Raw genomic sequence first — 26981 nt, 5'->3', positions numbered from 1 at the left:
ATGCGTCCTCTCGGGCGACGAAGTGGGTCCGCCTCTTCCGAATTCTGAAGATGGCTGCCACACTTGCGCTGCCCGCTGAAGGCTATATACATTCGATCCCTTCGATGCTGGGCGATGTTCGTGTCAATGGTGTGGCCGTGGCCGTGCCCTGCGTTCTCACAGATTTTTTCAGCAGTGGCCCCACCTGATCCGCGGTGCGGGCACGGCGCCGGTCTGCATCCTCGACGCACCACTCTTAGCCGCATCGACAACGCGAAACCGACAAGGGAACCCATCAGTGAAGACGCGCAGAACGCACCGGTACACGAGACTGCTCGCCGCTGGCGCGGCACTGGTCATGACCGTGGGCATCAGCGTCGGCCCGGCACAGGCCGCGGCCGAGACATCTGCCGAGTCGGCCGTGAAGCGCCTGGCGGCCGCCCTGGCAGCACCGATCGGCGGGGCCGGAAGCTCGGCGGAAGTCCCCGGTGACCAGCCCCTGCCCGGCTACAGCATCTCCAATCCTCCGTTGACGCCCGCCGTCGTCGATGGCGAGCCCACTCTGGTCATGCAGGGCACCTACCAGCACGCCGGATTCATCGTCGAGCTGCCACCGGACTGGAACGGCGACCTCGTCATGTGGGCGCACGGGTACCGGGGCCAGGATCACGTCCTGACCACCGAGGTACCGAAGTTCGGCCTGCGGGAGCAGATCCTGAACCAGGGCCAGGGGTGGGCCTCCTCGTCCTACTACGCCAACGGGTTCGACGTCCGCGCCGGCGTCGTCAGCACCAAGGACCTGGCCACACTGTTCCGGACCAGCGTCGTCACCCCCGGCAGGACGTACATCGCCGGCGAGTCGATGGGCGGGTACGTCATCGGTCGCTCCCTGGAGGAGTACCGCGACCTCTATGACGGCGCCCTGCCGCTGTGCGGAGTGCTCGGTGACCACGCGCTGCTCGACGGGTATCTGGACTTCAACCTCGTAGCGCAGTCGCTGGCCGGCGTACCGGCGTACCCGATTCCGGCTGACTACCTCACCAACGCCGTACCCCGGATGCAGGTCGCCACCGGGCTGGCCGGGCTCCGCCCCGGCGGTCCGGACACCACCAACGACCTCGGCAAGCAGTTGCGGGACGTGACCATCAACCTGACCGGCGGCCCCCGCCCCGGCGCCGACCAGGCCTTCGCGGTCTGGAAGGACCACCTGTTCGGCCTGGCCACCATCAACGGCGGCGACAGTCCCGCCCGCCGTCCCGGCCAGCTCGCCACCAACGTCGGCACCTGGTACACCCCGAACGCCCCGGTCGACGTCAACGCCACGGTCTTGCGCGTTCCCGCGGAGAACCTTGCCGAGCGCACCGACACGAGCCTGACCGAGGTGCCGCGGATCGCGGGCCGGCCGAGCGTCCCGGTGCTCACCCTGCACGGCATCGGCGATCTGCAGGTGCCGTTCTCGATGGAACAGATCTACCGCGGGAAGGCCGTCGCCAACAAGCGGGCCCAGGTCCTCGTCCAGCGGGCGATCCGCACCTCGGCACACTGCGAGTTCAGCCCCGCCGAGGTGGGCGCCGCCTTCACCGATCTCGTCAACTGGGTCCAGGGCGGCGTGAAGCCGGCCGGAGACGACGTCACGGCCCCGGACACCGTGGCCGCCCCCACCTTCGGCTGCCGGTTCAGCGACCCGGCCGCCTACGCGGGTGGTACCGGCACCCGCCGGCTCTACGCCCCCTGCTCCTGACCGCAAGCGAGGACTGGATGATCAGAGTTTTCCCACTGCTGCTGTCCGCGGCGCTGCTCGCGACGGTGACGCCGGTCGCCGGCCCGGCCGTGGACCCGCCGCCCGCAGCGGCGGCCGGACCGCGACCGGCAGCCGCGACGCCTCGGGTGGACGACCTGAAGGAGACCACCCCGCGCCAACCCCGCTGGTTGACGATGCCGCGGAGCCCTGTCGTGCTCAACCCGTACGAGGTGCTCTCCGCCAGCTCGCCGCTGGAGCAGAGCGACCCGGCCCAGCTACCACTGCACGCCGGCTACTACATCGACCATCCACCGGCCTCGCCGACCGCACCCACCTCGGTGGAGCTCAACGAGCTGCTCATGGTCGACCAACGCCCCGCCGGGCCGGCCCCCGTGCCGCTGCGCTCGTTGTTCTACGACTCGTTCGCCACCCTGAGCACCGCCTGGACGCCGTCCGCCCCGGCACAGGCGCAGTCCATCGCCGGCCAGCTGCGACTCCAGGTGAAGGGCGCCACCGGCACCGCCTACGCGTACGTCAGCCGGACGGTCAGTATCGACATCGACCAGTATCCGATGCTGACCATCGGCGTGCAGAGCGTCGCCGGGACCTGGGGCCTGAAGGTCGCCGACAGCGGCGGCGTCGACCAGGTGCTGCAACCGGGCACCACGGTCCGCGGGGTCCGCAGCTACGATCTGCGCACCCTGGGCTGGCGCGGAACGAAGTCGGTGACCATACGGATCTTCGCCAGCGGCTTCCAGAAGCCCGTCGAGGTCGACCACGTCCGGGTGCACTCCACGTCGACCGTGCCGCTCGCCCACGCCGACGGGTTCCACGGTGGCCCGGGCGACGCGACCCTCGACCCTGGCTGGGTCGTCTACAACGCCACCGCCTCGGTGGACCGCGTCGCCGGTCGGACCTATCTGATTCGCGCCCGCGCGGACAGCTCGGGGGCTCCGCACTGGGGTGCCATCACCCGCCGGATCACCGTGGACCTCGACCAGCATCCGATGCTGTGGCTCGCCGTGCCCATGGGCGGTCGCGGCTGGGCGCTCATGGTCAACGGCGGCACCGACGTGGACACCGTCGTCCAGCCCACCACCACCCGTTCCGGCACACTCGGCTACGACCTGTCCGCGGTCACCGGCTGGCACGGCGTCAAGAGCTTCGACATCAAGATCTTCGTCGTCGGGTACGACAGCCGGATCCTGCTCGACGACGTCAAGGTCACGGGGCGCGGGCCCCGGCCGTGGCTGCGTGCCGCGACGACCGCGTCCACCTCCTGGGCACCACACCAGTTGACCTTCGACGGCCGGTACGCCGACGGCATGCACGTCACGGGCCGGGACGTGTTCCACGACGTCAACTCGGTGGGCAGGTCGATGACGGTCAGCGGTGGCACCACCGGACAGCCGGTCCAGATCTCGGGTGCCTTCCAGGGCACACCGTCGTGGGACGCCACCCGTCGGGTGCTGACCTTCGACAACGCCGGCTACCACTACGCGGTGGCCCTGCCCGCCACCGTCGGCGTACCCGGCTTCTACCGCGATCGGGAGGCGGTGCTGGACAACGGCCCGGTCAACAGCATCGGCTACGCCGCCACCTGGAGCCGTGGGTACTGGTCGGCGCCGGCTTCCGCGCCGATCGGCACGTCGGTCCAACTCGATCTGGGAGTCGGGTTCGCCAGCCGGGCCGAGGGACCGGCCCTTGCCGCGAGCCGGGCGTTGAGCGCGGCCACCGCCACGGCGGTGCAGCAGGACCCGGCCACGCGGGCGGCGGAGTGGGACGCTCTCCTCGCCCGGGTGCCCCACCCGACGAGCTTCGACGTGCAGGCCGTCCCTTCCGGCGGCGTCGACGCGGCGGCCGTCCGCCGGGCGTACTACCGTGCCTGGGTCTTCCTCGCCGCCAACGCTCTGCCGCCTCAGCCGCATACCGGTTACCCGTACGTGCAGTACCCCGTCGGCAAGGCCGCGATGTACCCGCACGGCCCGGTCGGTGCCCGCGCGATAGCGAGCTGGGACAGCGTGATCAACATGCAGGCGATGGCGTACCTCGACCCGGCGTCGGCCTGGAACGCGTTCACCGGGATGTTGAGCCTGGTCGACGCCACCGGCCGGCTGGGCGGGGAGAACCTGCCGGCCCGGGAGGCGCAGACCGCGTGGAACCTCTACGCGGTCACCGGTGACCTGGCCAGGCTGCGGTCGGTCTACCCCAACCTGCGTCGGCTGCTCGACTTCAAGGAGAAGAACCCGCAGTGGATCCCGCAGGCCGCCGACCATCCCGACAAGGCGTACGACATCGGCTTCGTCAGCTCATACCTGGTGGACGTCACCTACGCCAAGCGGATCGCCCAGGCGCTGGGCAACGCCGCCGACGTGGCCTACTGGCAGGGTCGCTACGACATGACGTACCCGAACCTCCTCTCCTGGTTCTGGGCCACCCCCACTTCCGCCCCGGTGCAGGCCTACTACCCGAACCGCACCACCAAACGGGTCAGCGGCGTGGTGGTGACGGCCACCAGCGCCCTTGCCGTGCCCACCCTCTCCGGCGCGCACCTGGCCTCGTTGCTGGCGTACTTCGAACAGCGCTACGACCCGGCACTGCCGCTCGCCGGATTCGGCCGGGTCACCGCACCGGCCGCGAGCAACATCGACGTCCGGCACGGCATCACCAGCTACACGATCTACGGCCTGCTGGCGCACGGTCGGGCCGAGCAGGCCAGGGTGTTCAGCAACGCGATCCTGCGCGACGCGGTCAGCACCGGCATGTTCGCCGAACGGTACGAGTGGACGGAAACCGGTGGCGTCCATGCCGCCGGCCAACGACCGAGCATCTTCGGCGCGGCGGCCGTGATCGACGCCGTCTGGATGAACAACGGCGTCCGCTCCGACCGGGGACTCCCGGCGGTGGTCTCCCTCGGTGACCGATCCGGCGGCGTCGAGGCACTGGGCGTACGCGGGTTCAGCCTGGACATCGCGTTCGACCCGAGCGCCGGGCACGCCGTCCTCAGCGGCACGGCGCTGACCGACGCGGCCGGCTGCGACACGCTGCCCCTGGCACCGGGGGCAACCGTCGACCTGCCACCGGCCTGCATCCGGGCACCCGTCTCCTGACGCCCGCGCCTTTCCACCTCTCCCACCTCCCCTTGTCGGCCGGCACGGGTCCCGGGGCGGCCGGCCGACTGTCTTCACTCAGGAGCATGATCAGGAGGGCTTCGGGAGTTCCTCGGGCCACCGCTGGCGGGCGACGCTTTCCCGCCACTCGGTTACCGGGTCCGGCCCCCCGGCACCGGCCCCGGTCCGGTCGACGACCGGGAAGTCCGCCCCGCCCACCAGTTGGTGCGTCCCACGCCCCTGCTCCGCCTTCGCCGCCAGCACGTAGGTCGTGCCGGGCCGCAGCAGGGACGCGCCCTCCACCCGCCAGGTGTCCCTGCCGAGGGTTCCACCCAGCTGGACCACCCGCAGCGTCCTGACGGGCTCGCCCTTGAGGGTCTGGTCCACGGTCACGTCGTAGACGGTGTACGGCGTACCGTCGCGCTGCTGCACCCCGGCGACCCGGTCCACCGTCCCGACGACGACGTGGTCGGCGAACCCGGCCACCTTCGTCTGGTCCTTGACATCGAACGCGTAGGACGGGTGCACCGAGTGCGTTTCACCTGGGCGCAGCGTGTCGTAGGCCCACCACCCGCCGGAGGCCACCGCGACCGCGGCGGCACCTGCGACCAGCGGTCGGACAAGGCGGCGGTTCATCCTCATGTCCGGGTTGTAGCAGACCACGCAGGAGCCCATGGCCGCGATCGCCACCGGCCCGGGCTGCTGCGGGGGCGTCAGTCGAGCTGTCTGAAGCGCGTCAGACGATGAACTGCACTTCCGGGAAGGCCGGGTTCGGGCGGTTGAGCAGGTGTCCTCGGTGGCGTAGGTGCAGGTCGAAGAACGCGAGCGGGTACGCCTGCTGGATCCGCACCGCCCGGGCCGGGTCGAGGGTGCCGATCCAGCCGGCGAGGTCCTCGTCGCTCATCCCGATGATCCTCGCCAGTTGCGGGATCAGCCACTGGTGGTCGCAGTACGACGAGTGCGCCGCGCCGTCGGCCTGCACGTTGAGTCGCCATCCGCGCAGGTGCGACCAGAACCGCTCGACGCTTGGCTCGGCGGCCCGGGTGAACTCCGCGGTCATCAGCATGAACGGCCGGTCGAGGTCGGTGACCGGTGGCTGCGACTGCATCGGGCCGTCGAAGCCGAGTCCGGCCCGCACACGCCGGTCCTGGTTCATGACGAGAGCGGTCGCGGTCGCGCCCTTCGACCAGCCGAACATGCCGATGCGCCGCAGGTCGAGCGCGGCGCCCAGGCCGGCCGGCAGCGGACGCCGCTCGGCGTCGGGGTTGCGGCCGGCGGCAAGGTCCTCGATGCGGTCGAGGACGAACCGGATGTCGTGGGTGGAGTCCCATGGTGTGAACGACAGGTCGAGGGGGACCGTGAGCCGGCCGTCGGGGAACTCGCTGAACCCGTCGTACGTGTGATCCACCGTGACCACGACGTAGCCGTGGCTGGCCAGTTCCTGGACCACGATGGTGGCCTCGGCACGGTGACCGTCGTTGCCGTGGGAGAACACGATCACGGGCAGCCGTCCGGGTGTCCGGAGTGCCGGAGCGCCCTCGTGGCCGGCCGTGAGGGGCGCCGCCGCGGCATCGGCGTCGAACCCGGCGGACCCGAGCAGCGCACGTAGCGGCGCGGCGGGCATCCATGGCACTACCGGATGACGCCGGGCGTCCCGGGCGGCGGGGTACCAGACGCTGGCCATCAGTTCGCGACAGTGCCCGGGGCCGGCGACCGGATCCGGGCGGGACCTGTCGACGAGGTGCAGGGACACGGTGCCGACACGGTGCGGCCCGGTGGGTGGGGGCAGCGTGAGCCGTGCCGGGCCACCCGGGGCCGCCGCCCAGCCGCGGCCGGCGTCGCCGAGCGGCACGGCGACCCCGGTTGCGAGCGCGGCTGCGAGCAGGTGTCGGCGGGTCAGTGTGCTGGTCATCGATCCTCCTGGGGGTCGGTGGTCTCGACCCGCGCGATGAGCTGCTTCAGCCGCCCGATCTCGTCGGCAAGCGCGGTGTTGCCGGCGGCGGTGAGCATGATCCAGGTACGGCCGCGGCGGCCGGCGTAGCCCTTCTCGACCTCGATCAGGCCGGCCGCTTCGAGCACGCTCAGATGCTTGGAGAGGTTCCCGGCGGTCAGCTCCAGGTGGGTGCGCAAGTAGCCGAACTCGACCCGGCGCGCCTCGTGCGCGATGGTGAGAATCCCGAGCCGCACCCGCTGGTGCACTACCTCGTCCAGCCCGGTGACCGGGTGGGCGAATGGCTCGTGCGGGTCCGGGGTCTCGGCCTCCGCGGTCACCGGTGCCGCCGGCGGGCCACCGCGAAGCCGACCGCGCCCAGCAGCAGAACGACGCCGTTGACGATTTGCTGCGGCAGGAACTCTCCCAGGATTCCCGCGTATCCCCAATTGGGGCGCCAGAAGAAGTTGATCGGCACCAGCACCAGCACCAGGTATCCGAGGGTGAACACCAGCAGTGCGACGTTGCGCTCCAGCCGGGCCAGCACCAGCAGCGCGACCCCGATCGTGCCGGCCGGTGCGACCAGACGGTCCAGCAGCATCACCCAGTCCGGGAACGGGTCCGTCGGAGCCGGGTGGTTGGCCAGGTACAGGCGCACCAGTAGCCACGCGGCGGTGAACAGGACGGTCAGGGCGACGCCGGTGAGCGCGTACGGCAACACCCGGGCGCCCAGCCCCCGTGCCCGGGTCACCCGCACCGCGTACACGGCGATCGCCGTGTACGCCAGCATCAGCGCCGGCGGCCAGTAGAACATCGCGCCCTCCCGCCGGATGTGGCACGTGGAGCTGCCGTCCACGTTGTTGATCCACGCGCTCGCGGACCCGCAGTCGGCATGGAGGGAGTACCAGTCGATCGGGATCGCCGCGAACGTCACCGCGGCCAGCACCAGCAGCGCGACCCAGGTCACCCGCTGGTCAAGCCGCACCCGGTGGGCGAGGGTGCGCACGTCCGACAGTAGCCGGCGGGGATCACCGCTGGCGGGTACCGAGTAAGTGGTCATGCCAATAGGTTTCCATAGCAAACCTATTTCCGCTAGCCCTAGCTTCGACGGCTACCGCACGACGCCCCGCAGCAGCAGCGGCCCGGGAGTTGACCCGTGAAAGCAGGTCCCGCAGCCGACCGGCCGGTCCGATCCTCCGATCGCAGCGTGCGTGAGCTCGAAGTGGGACCGAGTCCGCTACGGTTGGCCGATGCGGCAACTCACCGACGAGACGGTCTTGGCCGTCGGCAGGCTGACGTTGGCGGCGACCGAGCTGGAATACCTTCTCGCGGGCATCGGGGCCGATCAGTCCGACGGCGATCTTGCCGCGATCTTCACCGCACCCGGTGAACCGTTGCGTGCGGCACGACGTTCTGCTCAGCTCACCTCCCCGGACCGTCGTGACGAGTTCGTCGGGCTGGTGGAGGCTGCCGCGGCGTACCTGGTGCAGAGCAGGACGGCCGTACGCGCGATGTGGTCCGAGAGTGGCCTCGTCGGCGCGGCGACCTTCGACGAGATCTCCAGCCTCATCCTGCGCTGCCGAGACCGGTTGCAGGCACTGGTCGACGAACTGGGTCCCGTGCCGTCCGCTTCGCCTCGGTTCCGGTAACAGCAACGACCGCGCGTCGTCGGCGGCAGACGAGGGCCCCTGTGCCGCGGTCTACGCCACCCAGCTATCCAAGACCCTCGGCTCGTGGGATTCGCTGCGGCTTCCTGCCGTGGGGGGTGGACGGATCGTCGGCAGTACCGGGGATCCCGCCGTGCGTCTCCGGTATGGCCAGTTCGGTCAGTGCCCGGCGTAGCTCGTGGGCACCGGTGACGTCACCGATCTGTTCCGAGATGGCGAGCGCGAGGTGAAGGTCCTCGCGCGCGGCGAGCTGTTGTCCCGTGGCGCGGTGGACCTCCGCCCGTACGGTGAGGACCCGCCACTCCGCCTCGCGGTTGCCGGTGGCGCGGGCGGCGGTGAGGGCCCTGCCGAGCCAGGTGTAAGCCTGCCGGTGCTGGCTGTTGCGCGCGTAGGCCTGGCCGATGGTCAGGATGGTGATGCCGAGGCCGAGCTCGTCGCCGAGCTCCTTTCGCAGTCGCAGGCTCTCCCGCAGGTGCACGAGTGCGGCGTCGGGCTGACCGAGGTGCAACAGTATGTCGGCCAGGTTGTTCAGCGTGATGCCCATTCGCTGCCGGTCGTCGCATCGACGGTGCATGTCGAGCGCCCGCAGGAATTCCGCGTGGGCCTCTTCGAAGCGTTCGGCGGCGCCCAGCAGGAGCCCAAGGTGATCGAGAGTCACCGCCACCGCCTGGGTGTCACCGTCGGCCTCGTTCAGGGCGAGCGCGACGTGGAGGTTGTCCACCGCCTGGTCGGTCTCACCCAGCCGCGACTGGGCCATCGCGAAGTAGGTCAACGAGATCGTCTCGTCCGGTCGGCTGCCCAGGCGCCGGGCGCACTCCAGCGCGCACTCTGCCACCTCACGCAGGTCGCGGTAGTAGCCGCGCATCGGCAGGAAGGGGTAGAGCTCCGTGCACAGTCGTACCGCGAACTCGTTCCCTGCGGGCGTGTCGTCACGCGCCGCCAGCCGCGCTGCGGCGACGAGGTTCTCGCGTTCCATCTCCAACCATCGCAGGGCGCCCCGTTGGTCGGTGAAGGTCACGGTGGGGTGGGCCTCGACGAACCTGTCGGGCAGCCGGTCGGGCACGGGCCGGATCTGGTCCCTGGCTCGGCGCGCGGTGGCGAGAAAGTAGCAGCGGGTCGCGTGTGTCGCAGCCGCCCGGCCCGCAAGGTCGGAACGGCCGCGCTCCATCGCGTAGATCCGTACGAGATCGTGCAGACGGTAACGGTCCACGCCACACGCCTCGATGAGCCCGGCATCCGCGAGCCGGTCCAGCAGGGTACGCGCCTGACGGGTGGTGGCCCCCGTCAGCACCTGGGCCAGTTCGCGCCCGAGCGTCGGAAGGCAGACCATGCCCCAGCGGCTGAACAGCTCCAACGCCTCGGGCCCACCAGGCCGTTCGGTGAGCACGTCACAGGTCACCGCGAGGCTCGCGCGCACGGCCAGGTCGTCGCAGCACAGCTCGTCGAGACGGTGCTGTTCGTCGGAGAGCCGGGCGACCATGTCGGCGAGGGTCCACTCGGGGTGGGTCGAGAGACGGGCACCGACGATCCGCAGGGCGAGGGGGAGATGACCGCACATCGCCGCGAGTTCCTCGGCGTCCTGCGGGGACCTTGAAATGCGCTCCGGGCCCGCGCTCCGGGCGAGCAGTCTGACCGAGTCGTCGGGGCCGAGTTCGCGGACGGCGATGTGCGTGATGTCCAGGGTCGGCAGTGGCGTCCGGCTCGTCACGATCACCGTGGCGTTGCTGAGCACCGACAGCAGCCGTCGCACCTGGCCGGTCTCGACCACGTTGTCCAGGACCACCAGCACCCGACGGTCACTGAGTCGTACCCGCAACTCGGCCGCCTCCGCGCTCGGCGTACCGCCGGTCATGGCGCCGCCAAGGGTACGGAGCAGGCTGCACACCGCCTCCTCGGCCGTCATCGGAGTCAGACCGGGACTGCTGCCGTAGAAGTCGAGGTACAGCTGGCCACCTGGAAACGACGGAGCGAGCCGGGTGGCGATGTTTCCGGCGAGTGCCGACTTGCCGACCCCGGCCGGGCCGTGCAGCACGATCATGCCGGTCGAGCCGAGGGCAGCCTCGATCCGGGCCAGCGTGTTCTCCCGACCGACAAGTGCGACGGAAGGCGGGAGGGTCGACGGCGCCTTCGTCGAGGGCGTGGTGCCGGGGGCGGACGACGTGCGGCGGTCCGGGCTCGATGGTCCTCCGAGCAACTCCCGCTCGAACTCTCGAAGGACCCGCCCGATTCCCCGGCCGGACTCCGCGCGTAGCGCAACGTCCGCCGCAGACAGAGCCGCCAGAGCCTCGGCCCGGTCATCCGACCTGACCAGGGCGTGCAGCAGCCCCTCCCAGGCGGACTCCCGCGCCGGCTGGTCACCCAGCAGCGTGCGCAGGGCGGCGACCGCGGCATCGCACCGGCGGGCCTCGACGCAGGCAGCGGCGTACCGTTCGACCGCCACCCGCCGGCTCTCGTCGAGTGCGTCGAGGCTGCGGCCGAGCATGCCGTACCGGGGTAGTCCCTCGGCGGCCTCACCGTGCCACCGCCGGAGACCGGTGGTGAGCAGGTCGGCAGACTGCTCAGGGCGCCCCTCGCGCCATGCGTCATGCGCGTTGCGGACATCGGTCTCGAACCGGTCGAGATCCAACTCGCCCGGTTCGAGGGTCAACGCGTAGCCGGCGTTCACCCAGGTCAGCCGGGCGCGGTACGGCCCCAGTGCGGCCCGCAGACGCGTCGCGTAGGTTCGCAGGTTGACCTGGGCCGACGGCGGCGGATCCGCCCACAGGCCGGCCAGCAGACGATCGACGGAGACCCGCTGTCCGCGCCCGAGAAGCAGCGCGGCCAGTAGGAGCTGAGGCCTTCCGGTCGGCAGGGCGACGCGGGCACCGTCGAGGTGCAGGGTGACCGGTCCCAGCAGACCGAACGCGACTGTCATGATCCGCGACTTACCGCCATCCTTGGAGATCGAGCACCACCCATCCACGGACTCGATGAGCGTAGACGTTCGATCCAGGCGGTTGCGCCCTGTTGCGGTCCTGCCCTTACCCGATCGTGAGCCCGCCGGGTGGCGTGTACATGGAGGCCCATCGGCGAACCTCCCACGCCCGGTCACCGCCTCCCGCGCGTCGACCCGGTTGTGGGACGCCCGACGACGTGCGGCCTTCCCGCGGGGCGAGTTCCACCGCCACGGCGACGGTGCTCGTGCTGGCGGCTCTCGTGGCGAGGGCGCCGATGGCGAGGCTCCGGCCGGAGCGGTCGGTGACGAGGCCGGCGTTCAGCCGCAGGTCGGCGACGGGCACGCCGAACGCGGCCGCCGCGGCCTCCAGCAGCCGCAGTCGGGCCACGGCCGCGGCGACCCGGATGGCGGTGTACGTCGGGGCGCTGGTGTTCGGCACACCGGTGACCTGGTCGAACATCGTTCCCGGCCGGGCATCGGTCAGCGTGACATGGACCCGCCTTCGCGGGATGGACAGTTCCTCGGCGACCAGCGTGGCAGCCGGGGCGGTGATGCCCTGTTCCACGGCGGCCCGGGGCAACGTGAACGACACGATCCCGTCCTGGCTGACCTCGACCGGGAGCAGCCTCGATGCCGGCAGTGCCGCTGCGGTCATGATGTCGTTGAGGCCGAGCAACCTGGTCACGTCCGAAGACGGTGGCTGGGCGGCGGTGGAGGTCGCCACCAGCTCGGCCGCGGTCACGAGGATCGGGGCGGCCAGCACGTACCCGAGGAACCGTCGCCGGGGGATGGGTTCCACCGTGGTGGCTCACTCGCTGCCCGCGACCGGACCGCCGACGCGTTCCTGTACCCCGACCCCGGGCAGGACCCGGTGCCTGTTCAGCTCGGTCATGCCCTCAACTCCTTACCGAATCACGTGGCCGGCGTGCCGTGCCGCAAGCTGAGTGGCCTTGCGCCGGGGGAGCGCCCGTGAGAGCCGGGACGCGGGACCGGCCCGCGTCCTCGGCTGTGACGCTCCCCGATCAGAACTCGCGGTTGCCGAGCGGGATCTCGATGTTGATCGACTGCCCCTCGGACAGGAAGAGCAGGGCCAGCTTGCGCAGGAACTCGTCGAAGAGCCAGTAGCACTCCGGTGCGAGGGGGAGCGGAAGCAGTGCCTCCCGGACGGCGATGAACGGCCCCCAGAACGTCCGCAACAGCGTGTCCCAGAGCGGCTCCCGGGGAACCTCGAGCCAGGTGGCGATCTGGTTGCCGAGCATGAACCGGGTGAACGAGCCGAGGATGGGCTTGCTCAGGAGGCCGGCGTCCAACTCCTTGCCGAGGCCGAGCAGGATGTCCGCCAGCGCGATGCCTTCGGGCGTCGGTGCCAGCACCGGGTCGAGGACCTCGCTGGCCTGGGCGTTGGCCTCGCTCCACGACGCGGGGATGTACTCGTCCTTGATGCCCAGCATGTGGGCGGCCACCTGCCACAGGTGGAGGAAGGCAGCCGACTCGCCGGCAGGGATCGGCACGTTCCAGTCGTCCAGCTTCCGCATGACGGTGGTCGGCAGGCTGTGCCAGGTGACCATCAGGTCCCGCTGGCTGATCGGGATGTCCTCGGGGGCGACGTCCGCCCAGTCCGGCGACTGCGGCAGGAGGTGGCGCACGCCGGCGTGCGCCAGCCGGGTCTTGACGGCGGTCACGATCATCGAACCGTCGGGCTGGTAGGCGTTCGCCGTCCCGATGTCGTAGCCGAGCTTGGCGGTCTTGGAGATGCGGTCCTTCATGTCCGCGCCGCCCTTGGAGTAGTAGACGGCGCGAGCCTCCTTCGGAATGACCGTGCTCATCATCCCGCTGGCGAGGCCGTAGAGCACGCCGAGGTAGAGCCCCCGCTTCTGGTTGAACCGCACCGCGGTGGCGAGCTTGCCCTGGTCGACCCACGACGGCAGCATGCGGGCGCGCTCGATGAACTGGCGGAGATCTGCCGGCAGTCCGTCCGGCAGGGGTTGACCGTTCCTGGTCCAGGTTCGAAGCAGTTTGTTGACCATGGGCACGTCGCCCCGGTCGAGCAGCGAGGCGACCAGCGGGTCGGCCTCCTCATCCCACACCCACCGCGGATCGACGCCCGCCCCGGCACCCGCCACGGAGCCCGCGGGGGACCAGGTCCACACCGACTTGGCCTGCGCCGGCGCGGCGGCGCTCAACGCGCCGAGCGCGCCCAACGCCCCACCGGCCTTCAACATCCTGCGCCTGCTGACTGGTTCCACGCTTCACTTCTCCTCGTGGTCGAGGCCGCTGATACGATGAAACGAATGTTGCGCCCGTGTATCAGATGAGAGCACACTGTGTCGGTGATCACAAGGATGAATGTGATGGTGATCTATCTATGCTGTGGCGGGCGCGGACCGATGCGCGTGAATCCAAGCCGCCGGCTCGACCCGATCCACTGCGGACCGCCGGGAGCCCGGTGGAGACGTCGGTCGCGAGGCGACCGGAGCGACCAGGAGGCACCGAGGTGAACGTGGGTACGACGCCCGGCGGGGACGCGCAGGACCTGACGGGGCGGGTGAGAGCCTTCATCGACCGTCAGGTGATCCCCGTCGAGCGCGAGATCGAGGCCGACCCCGAACTCCGCGCGGGGCTTCGCGCGGCCGCCCGCGCCGCCGGCGTGTTCGCCCCGTCGGCACCCACCGAGTACGGCGGTTTGGGATTGTCGATGCTCGAACAGGCCGACGCTCTCGAAGAGTCCGGCCGGAGTCTGCACGGCCCGCTCGTCATGAACTGCGCGGCGCCCGACGAGGGCAACATGACGCTGCTGGAACACGTCGCCACGCCCTCGCAGCGCGAGCAGTACCTCCGGCCGTTGGTCGCCGGCGACGCCCGTTCGGCGTTCGCGATGACCGAGCCCGCCCCGGGCGCCGGATCCGATCCCGCGGCGCTCACCACGACGGCCGTACGTGACGGCGGAGACTGGCTGATCGACGGCAGGAAGTGGTTCATCACCGGCGCCGACGGCGCCGCTTTCTTCATCGTGATGGCACGCACGGGTGCCGACGCCGCGACGATGTTCCTCGTCGACGCCGGCACTCCCGGTCTGTCGGTCGGCCGGCACATCCCGACCATCGATGCCGGTTTCACCGGCGGACACTGCGAGGTGGTGTTCGAGCGTTGCCGGGTGCCGTCGTCAGCCGTGCTGGGCGAGGTCGACCGCGGCTTCGCCAACGCCCAGGTCCGGCTCGGGCCCGCCCGCCTCACCCACTGCATGCGCTGGCTCGGTGTCGCCCGCCGCGCTCACGAGATCATGCTCGGCTACGCCGTCGAGCGCGAGCTGTTCGGTAGCCGGCTCGCCGATCTGGGCCTGGCACAGCACCTCATCGCCGACAACGAGATCGACATCGCGGCGTCCCGGTCGCTGATCCGGACCACCGCCGCGATGCTTGACGCGGGTGGCCACGCGAACCACGAGACATCGATCGCCAAGACGTTCGTCTCCGAGGCCGTCGGGCGCATCGTCGACCGCTCGGTGCAGTTGTGCGGCGGGCAGGGCGTCTCCCACGACCTGCCGCTGGCGCGGTTCCTTGCCGAGGTGCGCCCGTTCCGTATCTACGACGGTGCGTCCGAGGTGCATCGCTGGGCGGTGGCCCGCCGCGCCGTCCGGCGGTACGAGGCCGCCCGTGCCGGCGGAGCAGCGCATGGCTGACGAGGGCGCCGGCCCGCTCCGGACGGAGGCCGGAACCCTGATCGGGTCGGCATCCGCAGGCGCGGGTGTGGATCCGCCGGGCCTGTCGCTCGGCCGGCTGGCCGCCTACCTCGGGGGGCGTCTACCTGACGCCGATCCCGCCGCGCCGTGGCACGCCGAACTTCTCACCGGCGGCCGGAGCAACCTCACGTACCGCATCGGCCAGGGCGGCAGATCCTGGGTGCTGCGTCGTCCGCCGCTCGGCCACGTGATGCCCAGAGCGCACGACATGGCGCGCGAGTACCGCGTCCTGCGCGGCCTCGAACGGACGGCGGTGCCGACCGCCCGGCCGTACCTGCTCTGCGAGGACCGGTCCGTCGTCGGCGCCCCCTTCCTCGTCATGGAGCACGTCGACGGCGTCGTGCTGTCCTCGGCGGCCGACTGCGCCGGTCTCTGCGCGGAACGCGCGGCGGCGACCACCGACGTCCTCGTCCGGACGCTGGCGACCCTGCACGACGCCGACCTCACCGGCACCGGCCTGGAGACCTTCGGCCAGCCGGTCGGCTACCTCAGCCGGCAGGCCGCGCTGTGGACCGCGCAGTGGGAGCGGACCAAGGTGCGTGACCTGCCGGGGTTCGACCGGCTCGCGCGCTGGCTGGCCGCGCGCACGGACGCGTTCGCCGACCGGGCCTGGACGCTCGTGCACGGCGACTACCGGCTGGACAATCTCATCCTCGCGCCGGACGCCGCGCGGGTACGCGCGGTGCTGGACTGGGAGATGGCCACCCGCGGTGATCCGGTGTGCGACGTCGCGCTCCTGCTCGTCTACTGGACCGAGCCCGGTGACGCACTGCGGCGGCACGTTCCGGTGGCCCTCGGCGTGACGGACCGGCCCGGTTTCGGTGATCGCGCGGCCGTCCTGCGCGCCTACACCGCCATCCGTCCGGTCGACCGCGACCACCTCGACGTGTGCCTGGCACTCACCTGCCTCAAGCTCGCGGTCATCATGGAGTCGATCCACTTCCGCCATCTTCAGGGCAAGCAGCTGGGACCGGGCGCGGCAGACATGGCGGGGGCAGCGGCGGCGCTCGTGGAGATGGGCCTGCGGGTCGTGGACGGGCAGGGCGTCGCGGCGCTGGGTTCGTGACGAAGACCTCCACAGAGAGGATTCCGACAATGACCATGGTCAAGGGACTGCTTCAGGGCAAGGTCGCCTGGGTGACGGGCGCCGGCCAGGGCGTGGGAGCGGCGATCGCCGAAGGACTGGCGGAGGCCGGCGCGGCGGTGATCCTCCAGTCGCGCCGGTTGGCGGCGCTGGAGGCGGTGCGGGACAAGATCGTGGCCAACGGCGGCACGGCGGACATCGTCGCCGGTGACGTCACCGACGAGGCCACTGCCGATGCCGCCGTGGCGTTGGCCCGGCAGCGGTGGGATCGCCTCGACATCCTGGTGAACAACGCCGGGATCAGTCCGGCGCTGCAACGCAGCGAGCGGCTGAGCGTCGCGGACTGGCAGCAGGTGATCGACACCAACCTGTCCGGGGTGTTCGTCTGCGCCCGCGCCGCCGGCGCGTTCATGATCGAGCAGGGCACGGGCAGCATCGTCAACATGTCCTCGGTCCACGGCCAGGTCGGCCTTCCGCGACTGGCCGCCTACAGCGCCAGCAAGGGTGGGGTGGAGCAGCTCACCCGGACGCTGGCGCTGGAGTGGGCGGCGGCCGGCGTACGCGTGAACGCGGTGGCGCCCGGTTACCTGGAGACGCCGATGACGGAGGGCCTGCGCAGCCACGACCAGTGGTCGAAACGGTTGCGCGAGCGGATCCCGATGGGCCGGTTCGGCCAGCCGCGTGAGGTCGTCGGCGCTGTCGCCTTCCTGGCGTCGGACGCAGCCAGCTACGTCACCGGCAGCGTCCTGCACGTGGACGGCGGCTGGACCGCGCAGTGACCACCGGCGACGTCGCGGATTCCGTCTCCCGTCGCATCCGCGGTCTCCGACAGTGACGTCCGGGCCACGGCCGGCCACCTGCCGGGCCGGCCTACCCGGTTAGTCTGCGTTCGTCCACCGACCACAAACGTAACTCAGGTGAGCACGTACTCCCAATCGCTCCTTCCCAGGAAGTTAACCCTCGTTTACAGTGCTGTCATAAGCTGCGGCGGCCTCGACGGCACCACGACGAGGGTGCGCCGGCCTCAACTCAAACCACCACCAGGCCCGGTTTACGGTTGAAGGAGTAACCCATGGACCCTGCCGAGACCCTTGCCGAACGATGCGCCAAGACGGCTGCCGACCTGACCGTCCCCGCACTCCTGCACCGCAACGCCACCGAGTTCGCCGATCTGCCGGCGCTGACCACGTTCGACCGCGACGACACCCGCACGTGGGCCGAGCTGCGCGACGAGGTCGCCGAGTTGTCCGGCGGCCTGGCCGAGATCGGCCTGGAGCCGGGCCGCCACATGCTGATCATGATGTCGAGCCGGCCGGAACACTGGCTGGTCGACCTCGCGGCGGTCCATCTGGGCGCGGTGCCCTCCACGATCTATCCGACGCTGAGCACCGACCAGATGCGATACCTGGCGCTGCACAGCGGCGCCCAGGTGCTGGTGCTGGAGGGGCCCGCCGCGCTGGCCCGCTGGCGTTCGATCCTGCCCGACCTGCCCCACCTGCGCCGGGTCGTGCTGGTCGACGAGGCCGACCCCGGCGACACGACCCCGGAGACCGTGCCGCTGTCACAGGTGCGTTCGCTCGGCCGGGCCGCGCACCAGGCCGACCCGGACGCCTTCGAGCGGCGCTGGCGTGAGGTCCGACCCGAGCAGCCGGTGACGTTGCTCTACACGTCGGGGACGACGGGTGAGCCCAAGGGCGTCGTGCTCAGCCACCACAACGTGATCTATCAGGCCGTGTCCCTCGAGGCCAACGTGTCCGTCCCCGATCACGCGCCGTCGGTGGCCTACCTGCCGCTGGCCCACATCGCCGAGCGGTTCCTGGGCATCTACAACGCCATCTACCGCGCCGGTCACGTGACCATCTGTCCCGACGCCACCCAGCTCGTCGCGGCCCTGCGCGCGGTCGGTCCGCCCTCGTTCTTCGGCGTGCCGAGGATCTGGGAGAAGATGGCCGCCGGCGTCCAGGCCCATCTGGCCGGCGCGGAGCCGGCGGTGCAGGCCGCCTTCAGCGCCGCGAGCGCCACCGCCCTGGAGGCGTACGGGCTGCGCGCGGCGGGCCAGCCTGTGCCCGACGAGTTGGCCGCCCGGTTGGCGCAGGTCGAAGCCGCGGTGTTGCGACCGATCCAGTCCACACTGGGCATGCACAACATGGTCTGGGCCGGCAGCGGCGCCGCCCCGATCCCGGTCGAGGTACTGCGGTTCCTCGCCGGGCTCGGCGTCGACGTGCTGGAGGTGTGGGGCCTGACCGAGACCACCGGCACCGCCACCATCAACACCCCGGACCGCTTCCGCACCGGGACCGTCGGCCGGCCCCACATCGGCATGGAGGTACGCCTGGCCGACGACGGCGAGATCCTCGTGCGCGGGCCGCTGGTCTGCTCCGGGTATCTGCGCGGCGACGGCAGCGTCGAGCCGGTCGTCGACGCGGACGGCTGGCTGGCCACCGGCGACGTCGGCACGATCGACGACGACGGCTTCCTCACCGTCACCGACCGCAAGAAGGAACTCATCATCACCTCGAGCGGCAAGAACATCTCGCCGGCGCACATCGAGGGGCTGCTTCGGGCGCATCCGCTCATCGGCCAGGCGGTCGCGATCGGCGACCGGCGCCCCTACGTCACGGCGCTGATCGTGCTGGACGACGAGGTCGCGCCCCAGTGGGCGCGGGCGCGCGGCATCAGCGAGGCGCAGCTGCCCGGCCTGGCCTCGGACCCGCTGCTGCTCGCCGAGATCCAGGCCGCCGTCGACGCCGCCAACGCCAGTCTCGCCCGGCCCGAGCAGGTCAAGACCTTCCAGGTGCTGCCGTCGAGCTGGACGCCGGAGTCGGGCGAGCTGACCCCCACCCTGAAGCTGCGACGCCGCGTCATCGTCGATCGTTACGGCGAGAGCATCGACGCCCTCTACGGGTCGGCGGGTGTGGCGGTCGAGTCCGCCACGGGTTAGTGCCGGTTGAGGTCGGGCGGCGGCGCACCCAGATCGGTGGGCCGGTATCCGTGTGGATAGCCGGGGTAGGTGCGGTTGCGTGGCGCGTGGGTCAACCGGCTCGTGCGGCGCGGGGGCAGCAACCGCACCACCCCGGCCCGGGTGCGCAAGCCGCCCGTGACCACCGTGGACAGCCAGCGCGGTGCGGCCGGCAACCCGAAGGCGGTGCGCAGCTCGGCGGGAAGCAGTGCGACCACGCCGAGCCGTGCCCCGCGGCGCAACGGCCTCGGGTACCACGAGCCGAACAGGTCCAGGGTGTGTTCGGCGATCCGCTGGTTGGTCGGGGCGTAGCGGAAGGTGGCGTGCTCGTACTCGCGCTTGAAGTCCCAGAACGCGTCGAACTCGTTCGGCACGTCGCGGATGCCCATCCGCGTACCGACCGCCCGGTAGTAGTGGAACGCCGCCAACCGCTCGTGCTCGTGCAGCCGGCGCCAGCCGAACCGGTCCAGCCACTCGATCGGCTCGTACACGAACGTGGACAACACGTAGCGCATGTCGTCGTTGGAGATCGCGTACCGGTGGTGCGCCCGGTTGATGACCTTCAGCGCCTGCCTGCCGCGCGGCGAGTCGTATCCGTGCTCCGCCATCTCCGCCATCAGCAGGGCCGTGTCGTCGTACCGCTGCTGCGCCCGCAGCCGGAACTCGCCGGTCGCGTCGAGCAGGGCGGAGATGCTCGGCACGCAGTAGGTGCGCAGCAGCGCGAGCTCCAGCGCCCGCTGGTAGTCGAAGGGAAACTCGTATCCGATCGAGATCCGGTAGATCTCGTGATGGTCGCCTACGGGGTCGAGCGCCTCGATGCGACGCAACCAGCGGTATCGACCGCCATCAGCCATCGCCACCACCTCGCAAGCAGATTCCGCGAAGGCCCGGCCCGTGTCAAGGCCAGACAGGCCGCCCCGGCTGATGTTCCCACCCATGCCACGGCACACGGCGAGAGGAAGCCATGATGGACGCCAGCAAGGCCCGAGCCCGCTTCTCCGAGCTACGCAGGGAGGAAGGCCTGGTCTCCGCCGTCGAACTCGACGAGATCTGGGCCGTGTTGGAGACGGTCCGCCCCGAGGAGATCCTCGGTGAGTGGAAGGGCAGTGAGTTCGTCACGGGGCACCCCCTCAACGGGCAGCTCGACCGGGTGGGGTGGTATGGCAAGACCTTCGTCACCGTCCAGGACGCCAAGCCGTTGATCTGCCGGAACGACAAGGGCGAGCTGTACTCCGACACGGTGCTCGGCAAGGGCGAGGCAAGCCTGTGGACCGTCGAGTTCCGCGGCGAGTCGACCGCGACGATGGTCTACGACGGCCAGCCGGTCTTCGACCACTTCAAGCGGGTCGACGAGCACACCCTCATGGGGATCATGAACGGCAAGCGATTCGCCGCCGAGGGCCCCTTCTTCTACTTCGTTCTTGATCGCGTCGCCTGAGTCCGGTCGCACGGAGGAGTTCGTCATGCGGATCCGGGCAGCCGTCACCGACACCCCGGGCGGGCCGTTCGTCATCCAGGCCGTGGATCTCGAAGCTCCACGGCCGCACGAGGTGCTGGTCAGGATCGCCGCGGCAGGCCTGTGCCACACCGACCTCAGCATGCAGGCGGTCTGGCCCCGGCGGCTCACCCCCATGGTCTTCGGTCACGAGGGGGCCGGTGTGGTCGAGGCGGTCGGCGCGGAGGTGACGGGCCTCGCGCCGGGCGACCACGTCTGCCTGACCTTCGACAGCTGCGGTTCGTGCGAGCAGTGCGCGGCGGGCCACCCGGCCTACTGCCACTCGCAGCGGCTCCTGAACACCTCCGGCGGCCGGGGCGACGGCAGCAGGCCGCTGTCCCGCGACGGGGCCGCCGTCCACGGCAACTTCTTCGGCCAGTCGAGCTTCGCCACGTTCGCGCTCGCCCGGGAGCGCAACACCATCCGGGTTCCCGCCAACCTGCCGGCCGCCGTCGCCGCGCCGCTGGGCTGCGGTGTGCAGACGGGGGCGGGTACGGTGTTCAACCGGCTGCGCCCCGAGCCGGGAGACTCCCTGGTCGTCATCGGTGCCGGCGGGGTCGGACTCAGCGCGCTGATGGCAGCGGTCGTCCTGGGCTGCGACCCGGTCGTCGTCATCGAGCCGGTCGCCTCGCGACGCACCCTCGCCATCGAGCTCGGCGCCAAGGCGGCCCTGGACCCGAGTGCGGCCGACGACCTGGCCACCACCGTGCGCGACCTCACCGGCGGCGGCGCACACCACATCGTGGACACCACCAGCCGGCCGGAAATGCTCCGGCAGGCCGTCGCCGCCCTGCGGCCCCGGGGTGACCTCGCCCTCGTCGGCGTCGGCACCGACGTCGCGTTCGACGTCATGAGCCTGCTCAGCAAGGGGATCCGGGTCCACGGCGTGATCGAGGGCGACGCGGACCCGGCGCGTTTCATCCCCGAGCTGGTCGACCTCCACCAGCGGGGCCTCTTCCCGCTGGACCGGCTCATCGCCACCTTCCCCTTCGAGAACATCGGCGACGCCGTGGCCGGCATGCGCGACGGCACCGCCATCAAGCCCGTCCTGACCTTCGGCTGAGGGGACGAGGCCGCCGCCACATGACCTCTTGCCGGCAGAGTCATGCTCCTCTATGTTAATAGAAAATCACATGACCGGATGACTTGAAACCTGCTCGTATCGTTGCCATAGGCCGGTGTTCAAGGCAATGTCCGGCCGACCGTAGGTAGGAGCGCTAATGCAAAATCTCAGCAGAAGAGGCATCCTGACCCTCGGTGCCGCGCTGGGTCTGGTAGCCGCGACGGACACTCCCAAGGCGTGGGCGTGGTCGTCCGCCAACTCGATTGCCGGAACCGACGCGGTCACCGACCCGTGGGAGGTCTGGGACGACGACACCGACCCGCTCGTCGCGTCGTTGTTGGTCAACGGCCAGATTCCGGCCGTCAACGAGGCGTTCAAGTCGTGGATCAAGAACGGTGACCCACTGCCCAGCAGCCTGCCCCCCGCGCTCGCGACGTACATCAGGAGGGTCAACACCCTGCCGTCGTGGGCGGACCAGGCCAAGCTGGACCGCGCCGCCCAGTTCAACAAGCGCATGAGCATGTACCTGTTCCTGCTCTACGGCCTGGGCAGCGGCATCATGAGCACGGTGATCCCGCGGGAGGCCCGCAACGTCTACTGGTCCGAGGGCGGCGCCGACATGAAGGCGCGGGCGGCCAAGACCTTCACCTACGGCTACGACATGAACCCGGCCGACGCCTTCAAGTCCACGGGCAAGTTCATCACCACCTCCACCAAGACGCGCCTGACGCACGCCGCGGTGCGGCACCTGCTGCCGCAGTCGGCAGCGTGGCGGGGGGTCACGGACCACCCGATCCCGATCAGCAACGGCGACATCCTGATCACCTTCCACAGCCTGGGCACCTACGTGCACCGCAAGCTGACGGAGTGGCGCCGCTACGGCCTTCGGATCTCGGCCGCGGAGGAGGAGGCCTTCCTGCACATGTGGCAGGTCGCGCTGCACCTGCTGGGGGTGCGCGACGAGTTCATCCCCGCCACCTGGGCTGCCGCGTACGAGCAGTCGGAGTACGCGCTGACGCCACTGCTCGCTCCGACGCGGGAGGGCATCGACCTGGCCGACATCCTGCTGAACCTGACCTCGTCGGTCGACCTGGGTATCACCAAGGGATTCCAGCGCGAGTTCGCGCGCTACGTGCTCAGCGACGAGATCGGCAACTGGCTGAGGCTGCCGCGTGACCTGGTGTCACGGGGCGTGATCGAGGTCGGCTGGCCGACGTACGTCATGTTCCGCGAAGGGTTGTCGCCGGTCATGCCCGGCACCTTCGGCATGTTCGACCGCTTCGTGCGTGGCCTGGCGATGCTCTTCCTCAACAACGGCACCTCGTCGAGCCACACGCCCATCACCATTCCGACGCACAACCGGCCCGGCAGCTGAGCGGCCTTTCCCTCACAGGGTCAGGGATCCGGTGACCAGAGCCGTGACCGTGTCCCGGTGGCCGGGTGCGTCCTGCCAGCGCAGGGCGCGCCCGGCCTCGACCACCACGCCGAACCCGGCATGGACCAGCAGCCGGGCCTGTCGCGGGTCCAGCTCCGGCCGGACCAGCCGTAACTGCTGCTCCCAGACGGCGATGTGCTCGCGCTGCGCGAGGATCAGGGGGCGCCGCAGGTCGGCCGGAAGACTGGCGACCTCGGCTTCGGCGACACTGGTGAGGGCGTTGTGCTCGAAACAGTAGGCCACGTACGCCGCTGCCAGCGCGACCACGGCCTGACGCGGGTCGGCCGCCTGGCGAAGACTCCGGTCCACGGCCTGGGCCAGCAGCCCCGCCGCCTGCAGACAGGCGGCCACCAGGATGTCGACCTTGCCGGGGTAGTGGCGATAGATGGCGGACGGAGCGAGCCCCACCGCCTGGGCGATCTGTGCGTTCGTGACGTTGGCGAACCCGTCCCGCGCGAACAACGGGATGGCCGCTGCCAGGATCTCGGCGCGCCTGGTGCGCGGCACGGGCTGGGCGGGCAGTTCGACCAGGCGCGAGGTGCCCGTGGCCGCCGCCGGATCGGTCGCGACCACGTGCATGGCGGATGCCAGCAACAGGTCCTCGATCCGGCGTTGGGCGATCGAGGTGTGGTGCATCGTGACCGACCCGATCACCCCGAGGGCCGCCACGGCCCGCAGGCGCTCGTCGGGCAGCGGATACTCGCGCCGCACCATCTCGATCACCCGGTCCACGACGTACGCGAACTTCGTCCGAAGTTGCCTGCGGTCCTCGCGTTCGAGGTAGCGGGCCTCCCACCGGTAGAGGCCGCCCGACGCGCGGTGCGCGACCGTGACCCGGATGAGGGCGGCGAGTACGTCCTTCAGGGCCGCCTCGGGTGGCCACCCGTCGACGGCCGCGACGAGCTTGTCCACCATGATGTTGGCGCACTCGGCGAACAGCGCGTACTTGTTCGGGAAGTGCCGGTACAGCGCCGCCGCGCTGATCCCCACGACAGCGGCGATCTCCTCCATGGACGCCGCGTGGTAGCCACGCTCGCTGAACATCTGCCCGGCCGCTTCGACGATGGCCTGCTTGCGGTTGCGCGGTCGGGTGGCCACAGTCGGCCCGGTGGTCACAGGATCTCTCGGGTGGACGGGGGCAGACACGGGACCATACGTGCAGTCAATCACAGCGCCGCCGAGGCCCTCGGGATCACGGCGGGCCTTGAGCGCGTCCCACCCTGAGCGGCGGGGCCGGGCAGCTCAGGAACGCAGCACCGCGAGGGCGAGGCGGACCGTCTGGGCGTCGTAGCCCTCGGTGCGGTCGAAGCGGCCGAGCCGGCCGATGTCGGTGACGACGTTGAGTGCGGCGTGCACGAGCACGCGGGCGTCGGCGGCCGGCAGGTCCGGTCGGACCGTACCGACGAGTCGCACCCATTCCTCGACGTGCGAGCGCTGTGCCCCGCGCAGCTGGTGGCGGTCCTCGTCGGGCAGGTTGTTGTTCTCCGCGAGGTAGACCGCGACGAGGTCGCTCTGGCCGAACGCGAAGGCGACGTAGGCCTGCACGACCCGGCGCAGGGCGTCGGGCGGGTCGCTCGCCTCGGCGATCGCCGCGGTCGTGGCGCCGGTGAGGCGGTCGGTGGCGCGGTAGTAGGCGGCCGCGAGCAGGTCGGCCTTGCTGGGGAAGTAGCGGTAGACGCTGGAGGCCTGCATGCCGGCCGCGCGCCCGATGTCCTCGACGGCGACGGCGTGGTAGCCGTGGCGGTGGAACAGGCGGATCGCCTCGCTCAGCAGCAGTTCCCGGCGCGACGCCGGGCGCAACGGCGCGGTGCCCGGTGCCGCGCGCGGCTGGGGCGGCACCTGGGGCGCGTCGGCCCGCAGCAGGGTCCAGGCGACCCGGGTGAGCAGCTGTTCGGTGTCGGTGCCGGTGGCCGCCGCGCGGTAGGTGGCCACGCTGCCGAAGGCGCTGAGCGCCGCGTTGACCAGCAGCTCCGCCTGCCCGGCGGTCAGTTCGGGCCGTAGCTCGCGCAGGGGCGCGGCGAGGCGGCCGACGAGCGTGGTCATGGTCGCGGCGAACTCCCGCCGATGCTCGGGGGTGAGGTAACGGCCCTCCCACTGGTACAGCCCGGCGACGCGCCGCTTGCTCACGGCGACTCCGGCGAGCGTGCCCAGCAGTTCGTCGAGGACGCCCTCGGTGGTGCCCGTCTGCGGGTCGGCGGTCGCGGCGAGCAGGGCACCGACGACCTCCCGGGTGGCGTGCACGAGGATCGCGTACTTGTTCGGGAAGTGCCGGTAGACGGCGGGACCGCTGATGCCGACGACGGCGGCGATCTCGTCGACGGAGACCCGGTGGTAGCCCCGCTCGCAGAACAGTTCGGCACCGGCCAGCGCGATGCGGTCCTTGCGGTCTTTCGGCCGCTTCGTCGCTACGGGGCTCGTGCCGTTCGCTGCTGGTCGCACCCCTACACGTTAGCGCCACCTCGCGGGAAGGCCGCGGCGACCGTCGGCCTTCCCGCTCGCCGTGCGCGGGCGGGGCCGAATGCGGCCAGCGCGCTTCGTGGCCGGAGTCTCCTTGACAAGCGACCGCGAACTCAACGAAAGTTAGGCGCAATTCGCATCCGGGTGAGCAGCAAGGAGCTTGGCCATGACGACGGAGGCGTTCATCTACGACGCGTTGCGCACCCCGCGCGGTCGAGGAAAGCCGAACGGATCGCTGCACGGGGTTAAGCCGGTTTCGCTCGTCGCTGGTCTGATCGGGGAGACCCTGCGGCGGATGCCCGGCCTGGATCCGGCGCTGATCGACGACATCGTGCTCGGGGTGGTGTCCCCGCTGGGCGACCAGGGCGCCGACATCGCCAAGACGGCCGCCCTCGTCGCCGGTCTGCCCGACACGGTGGCCGGCGTGCAGCTCAACCGCTTCTGCGCCTCGGGTCTGGAGGCGGTGAACATCGCCGCGCAGAAGGTGCGTTCGGGCTGGGAGGACCTCGTCCTCGCCGGCGGCGTCGAGTCGATGTCCCGGGTGCCGATGGGGTCCGACGGTGGAGCCTGGGCGCTGGACCCGGAGACCAACTTCCGCACCGACTTCGTGCCGCAGGGCGTCAGCGCGGACCTCATCGCGACCCTCGACGGCCACGACCGGGACGTGGTGGACGGCTACGCCCTGCAGTCGCAGGCCCGGGCGGCGAAGGCGTGGGCCAACGGCTACTTCGCCCGTTCCGTGGTGCCCGTGCGGGACCGCAACGGGCTGGTGGTGCTCGATCGCGACGAGCACATCCGGCCGGACTCGACAGCCGAGGGCCTCGCCGCGCTCCGTCCCTCCTTCGCCGGCATCGGGGAGAAGGCCGGCTTCGACGCGGTCGCGCTGCAGAAGTACCACTGGGTCGAGCGCATCAACCACGTGCACACGGCGGGCAACTCCTCCGGCATCGTCGACGGCGCCGCGCTGGTGGTCGTCGGCAGCGAGGCCGCCGGGGCTGCCGCCGGCCTGACCCCGCGGGCGCGCGTCGTCGCCACCGCGCTCAGCGGCGCCGATCCGACGATCATGCTCACCGGCCCGGCGCCGGCCGCGCGCAAGGCGCTGGCCAAGGCCGGCCTCGGCGTCGAGGACCTCGACCTGGTGGAGATCAACGAGGCGTTCGCGGCCGTGGTCCTGCGGTTCGTCGCCGACCTGGGTCTGAGCATGGACATCGTCAACGTCAACGGCGGGGCGATCGCGATGGGGCACCCGCTGGGCGCCACCGGAGCCATGATCCTCGGCACGCTCGTCGACGAGCTGGAGCGACGCGGCGGTCGCTACGGGCTCGCCACGCTCTGCATCGGCGGCGGCATGGGCATCGCGACCGTCATCGAACGAATCTGAGGAGTC

At 70.8% G+C, this 26981-nt stretch carries 21 protein-coding genes; 11 read left to right on the top strand and 10 right to left on the bottom strand.

What is annotated here, in order from left to right:
* The first annotated feature begins 277 nt into the window (after positions 1 to 277).
* Positions 278 to 1720: a hypothetical protein gene (locus ABZ809_RS16990; RefSeq protein WP_357563443.1), complete on the top strand. Its 1443-nt coding sequence runs from the start codon at positions 278 to 280 to the stop codon at positions 1718 to 1720.
* 17 nt (positions 1721 to 1737) lie between these two features.
* On the top strand, positions 1738 to 4830 hold the full coding sequence (locus ABZ809_RS16985) for a hypothetical protein (protein WP_357563442.1): 3093 nt from the start codon (positions 1738 to 1740) through the stop codon (positions 4828 to 4830).
* A 90-nt stretch (positions 4831 to 4920) separates the two neighbouring features.
* On the opposite strand, the gene ABZ809_RS16980 is transcribed toward ABZ809_RS16985, so the two are convergent.
* From ABZ809_RS16980 to ABZ809_RS16965, 4 genes are read right to left on the bottom strand one after another with little or no spacing between them, the layout of a single operon-like run.
* Positions 4921 to 5520 carry a hypothetical protein gene (locus ABZ809_RS16980; protein ID WP_357563441.1) on the bottom strand — a complete coding sequence of 200 codons (600 nt, stop codon included), beginning with the start codon at positions 5518 to 5520 and terminating at the stop codon, positions 4921 to 4923.
* A gap of 46 nt (positions 5521 to 5566) precedes the next feature.
* Entirely contained in the window at positions 5567 to 6742 is a 1176-nt protein-coding gene (locus ABZ809_RS16975) for an acetylhydrolase (RefSeq protein WP_357563440.1), read from the bottom strand.
* Positions 6739 to 7101: a transcriptional regulator gene (locus tag ABZ809_RS16970; RefSeq protein WP_357563439.1), complete on the bottom strand. Its 363-nt coding sequence runs from the start codon at positions 7099 to 7101 to the stop codon at positions 6739 to 6741. The genes ABZ809_RS16975 and ABZ809_RS16970 overlap by 4 nt, the downstream gene beginning before the upstream one ends.
* Entirely contained in the window at positions 7098 to 7820 is a 723-nt protein-coding gene (locus ABZ809_RS16965) for a hypothetical protein (protein WP_357563438.1), read from the bottom strand. The genes ABZ809_RS16970 and ABZ809_RS16965 overlap by 4 nt, the downstream gene beginning before the upstream one ends.
* A 190-nt stretch (positions 7821 to 8010) precedes the next feature.
* Here ABZ809_RS16965 and ABZ809_RS16960 point away from each other — a divergent pair, with 190 nt between their 5' ends.
* Positions 8011 to 8409, top strand: a complete 399-nt coding sequence (locus ABZ809_RS16960) for a hypothetical protein (protein WP_357563437.1) — start codon at positions 8011 to 8013, stop codon at positions 8407 to 8409.
* Positions 8410 to 8473: 64 nt separating this feature from the next.
* On the opposite strand, the gene ABZ809_RS16955 is transcribed toward ABZ809_RS16960, so the two are convergent.
* The 3 genes from ABZ809_RS16955 to ABZ809_RS16945 all read right to left on the bottom strand — a co-directional run bounded on the left by ABZ809_RS16955 (position 8474) and on the right by ABZ809_RS16945 (position 13584).
* A complete protein-coding gene (locus tag ABZ809_RS16955; RefSeq protein WP_357563436.1) occupies positions 8474 to 11341 on the bottom strand; it encodes a BTAD domain-containing putative transcriptional regulator in 2868 nt (955 codons plus the stop codon).
* A 106-nt stretch (positions 11342 to 11447) separates the two neighbouring features.
* Positions 11448 to 12161 (bottom strand): molybdopterin cofactor-binding domain-containing protein, encoded by a 714-nt coding sequence (locus ABZ809_RS16950; protein ID WP_357563435.1) that lies wholly within the window; start codon positions 12159 to 12161, stop codon positions 11448 to 11450.
* Positions 12162 to 12384: 223 nt separating this feature from the next.
* Positions 12385 to 13584, bottom strand: coding sequence for an oxygenase MpaB family protein (locus ABZ809_RS16945; RefSeq protein ID WP_357563434.1), 1200 nt, complete (start codon positions 13582 to 13584; stop codon positions 12385 to 12387).
* 89 nt (positions 13585 to 13673) lie between these two features.
* Between ABZ809_RS16945 and ABZ809_RS16940 the strand changes: the two genes are divergently transcribed.
* The 4 genes from ABZ809_RS16940 (at position 13674) to ABZ809_RS16925 (ending at position 19126) form a co-directional block, all read left to right on the top strand.
* A complete protein-coding gene (locus ABZ809_RS16940; RefSeq protein ID WP_357563467.1) occupies positions 13674 to 15041 on the top strand; it encodes an acyl-CoA dehydrogenase family protein in 1368 nt (455 codons plus the stop codon).
* Positions 15034 to 16167, top strand: coding sequence for a phosphotransferase family protein (locus tag ABZ809_RS16935; protein WP_357563433.1), 1134 nt, complete (start codon positions 15034 to 15036; stop codon positions 16165 to 16167). The genes ABZ809_RS16940 and ABZ809_RS16935 overlap by 8 nt, the downstream gene beginning before the upstream one ends.
* A gap of 29 nt (positions 16168 to 16196) precedes the next feature.
* Positions 16197 to 16964 carry a 3-oxoacyl-ACP reductase family protein gene (locus tag ABZ809_RS16930; protein ID WP_357563432.1) on the top strand — a complete coding sequence of 256 codons (768 nt, stop codon included), beginning with the start codon at positions 16197 to 16199 and terminating at the stop codon, positions 16962 to 16964.
* A gap of 293 nt (positions 16965 to 17257) precedes the next feature.
* Positions 17258 to 19126 (top strand): AMP-binding protein, encoded by a 1869-nt coding sequence (locus ABZ809_RS16925; RefSeq protein ID WP_357563431.1) that lies wholly within the window; start codon positions 17258 to 17260, stop codon positions 19124 to 19126.
* On the opposite strand, the gene ABZ809_RS16920 is transcribed toward ABZ809_RS16925, so the two are convergent.
* Positions 19123 to 19998, bottom strand: a complete 876-nt coding sequence (locus tag ABZ809_RS16920; RefSeq protein WP_357563430.1) for an oxygenase MpaB family protein — start codon at positions 19996 to 19998, stop codon at positions 19123 to 19125. The two genes, ABZ809_RS16925 and ABZ809_RS16920, sit on opposite strands and share 4 nt — an antisense overlap.
* A 113-nt stretch (positions 19999 to 20111) precedes the next feature.
* Between ABZ809_RS16920 and ABZ809_RS16915 the strand changes: the two genes are divergently transcribed.
* From ABZ809_RS16915 to ABZ809_RS16905, 3 genes are all read left to right on the top strand, one after another.
* Positions 20112 to 20582: a DUF4334 domain-containing protein gene (locus ABZ809_RS16915; RefSeq protein WP_357563429.1), complete on the top strand. Its 471-nt coding sequence runs from the start codon at positions 20112 to 20114 to the stop codon at positions 20580 to 20582.
* A 25-nt stretch (positions 20583 to 20607) separates the two neighbouring features.
* Positions 20608 to 21702, top strand: a complete 1095-nt coding sequence (locus ABZ809_RS16910) for an NAD(P)-dependent alcohol dehydrogenase (RefSeq protein ID WP_357563428.1) — start codon at positions 20608 to 20610, stop codon at positions 21700 to 21702.
* Positions 21703 to 21859: 157 nt separating this feature from the next.
* Positions 21860 to 23077 (top strand): oxygenase MpaB family protein, encoded by a 1218-nt coding sequence (locus ABZ809_RS16905; protein ID WP_357563427.1) that lies wholly within the window; start codon positions 21860 to 21862, stop codon positions 23075 to 23077.
* Between the two features lie 12 nt (positions 23078 to 23089).
* Here the strand turns inward: ABZ809_RS16905 and ABZ809_RS16900 are convergent, their stop codons facing one another.
* Positions 23090 to 24235: a TetR/AcrR family transcriptional regulator gene (locus tag ABZ809_RS16900; RefSeq protein WP_357563426.1), complete on the bottom strand. Its 1146-nt coding sequence runs from the start codon at positions 24233 to 24235 to the stop codon at positions 23090 to 23092.
* Between the two features lie 144 nt (positions 24236 to 24379).
* On the bottom strand, positions 24380 to 25576 hold the full coding sequence (locus ABZ809_RS16895; RefSeq protein WP_357563425.1) for a TetR family transcriptional regulator: 1197 nt from the start codon (positions 25574 to 25576) through the stop codon (positions 24380 to 24382).
* Positions 25577 to 25760: 184 nt separating this feature from the next.
* Between ABZ809_RS16895 and ABZ809_RS16890 the strand changes: the two genes are divergently transcribed.
* Positions 25761 to 26975, top strand: a complete 1215-nt coding sequence (locus ABZ809_RS16890) for an acetyl-CoA C-acetyltransferase (protein WP_357563424.1) — start codon at positions 25761 to 25763, stop codon at positions 26973 to 26975.
* Positions 26976 to 26981 lie beyond the last annotated feature (6 nt).

The organism is Micromonospora sp. NPDC047074 (assembly GCF_040643815.1).
Classification (GTDB): domain Bacteria; phylum Actinomycetota; class Actinomycetes; order Mycobacteriales; family Micromonosporaceae; genus Micromonospora.
Note: the sequence above shows the minus strand (reverse complement) of the source record. Positions and strands in the feature narration are given on the sequence as shown.